Annotated in this window: 1 protein-coding gene and 1 pseudogene; both read left to right on the forward strand. The window is 51.4% G+C overall.

What is annotated here, in order from left to right; genetic code table 11:
- Nucleotides 1-376 (forward strand): annotated as a pseudogene (locus KKC1_RS16380) (hypothetical protein); the annotation flags it as partial.
- A gap of 209 nt (nt 377-585) precedes the next feature.
- Nucleotides 586-1,721, forward strand: a 1,136-nt coding sequence (locus KKC1_RS11980) for a cytochrome c3 family protein (RefSeq protein WP_088554678.1), incomplete at its 3' end; no start/stop codon positions are given.

A 1,721-nucleotide genomic window follows, 5' to 3' on the forward strand; every position in this document is an offset into this window, starting at 1 on the left:
CTGGAAGCAGGTTCATGGTCTCACTGCCCGCCAGGATTACCGGGAGTGCATGCAGTGTCATTCGGCGGGAGAATATGTTTCCACGTCAACCTCGTTCCCGGTTAAGGAGTTTGCCCGTAACAGTGAATTCTGCTATAGCTGTCACACTCAAAGACCGCCTAATCATAAAGCGGACTGGCTACCGAAACATAAGGGGGTTGCTCAGGAAAAGGGCCTGCAAAACTGCTTTGTCTGTCACGACATAAACAAGCCCGAGAAGGAATCCCATGTAACCAAGACTTACTGTAATATGTGCCACTGGTTTGGAGAAAACGAGTTTGGAGGAACGCCTGCCGGCAGCAGTTCGCAAGAAACTGGGGAGGAAGGAAGTATTTAGCAGGTAAGCAGGGGGTTAGCCTCCTGCTTACACTGTTTTTTGAGGGAAAACGAAAAATTATGCCGTAGAAGGCGTTACGTGGCGGATTTGGTCGTTTTTCCGTGAAGAAGGATTCTTAGAAGAAATAACGAAGTTTGAGTAGGGAGTTTTGGGTTTCCTTTAGCGAATAAGTGAAATCTTTCTCTAATTTGGCCGTAGGAGGAAGGCGCATGAGGAAGTTGTTCCGCTGGTTTTGGTCTAAATACCTGGCAACGACGGAAGGGCGCCTGAAATTGTTCATCATGGTGGCCGGTTTTTTCCTATTTTCAATTGGAGCTTCTATTGTCGCGCTACAGGCCACCTCCCAGGCGGACTTTTGTGCTACCTGCCATGAAATGCGTCCTGAATATGTTACCTGGAAGGCTTCCGCTCACAATACAGTCAGTTGTGTGAAATGTCATATTGAACCCGGTCTAGATAATTTTGTCCGGCACAAAATCGAATCCCTACGGCAACTGTACGTGCACTTTACGGAAAGTTATACCCTTCCCATTACCATTCCTTATGGTAAAGAAATTGAAAACGAAGTCTGTATGCAATGTCATTCAGTTAAGCGAGTGGTCACTCCGTCGGGAGACATCACTTTGCCTCACTACCGCCATGCGGAAAAGGGAATTCTTTGTGTCGACTGTCATGAGGGAGTGGCCCATGGACGGATTGCCAAGCGGCAACTCACTCTGGACGGCAACTTTGAAGCCTGGACCGAGGCCACCGGTCGAGCTCAGATGATTGACAAATACACCAAGCCGCGCATGGTTACCTGTATGGAGTGTCACCGGAGCAAGGGGATTGATACCGGGTGCGATGCCTGTCACAAGAAGTTAGGTGATCCGGAATCCCACCAGGTGGCCAATTGGCTTACTACCCACGGTAAGCTGGCCGAGAAAGATCTGGAGAATTGTAAGAAATGTCATTCTTATGCCAATGTAGAGCTTAATCTGGAAGATCCCATCGGCGGGACCGTGAACGCTGCGGCGGAATACGCCAGAAGAAATCCTTTCTGCGGTGACTGCCATTCTCGCCGGCCTCCCAGCCACCGGAGAGACGACTGGCTGATAGAACACGCGGCGGCGGCGGAACCGGATTCTTCCAGTTGTCTGGTGTGTCACAATGTAGGTAAGCCTACCGCCGCCGGAAAAACGACCAAGACTTACTGTAACCAGTGCCATACAGGCCAGCACCGGGGCAACTGGCGGCAGCAGCACCCCGTTACCGTGCGGGTGGAAGGAGGCGTGAGGGCTGAATGCTTTACCTGCCACTCTCAGCGCCAGTGCGCCCGCTGCCATATGGCGGGGGAAAAGGAGGG

This window comes from Calderihabitans maritimus (assembly GCF_002207765.1).
GTDB lineage: Bacteria > Bacillota > KKC1 > Calderihabitantales > Calderihabitantaceae > Calderihabitans > Calderihabitans maritimus.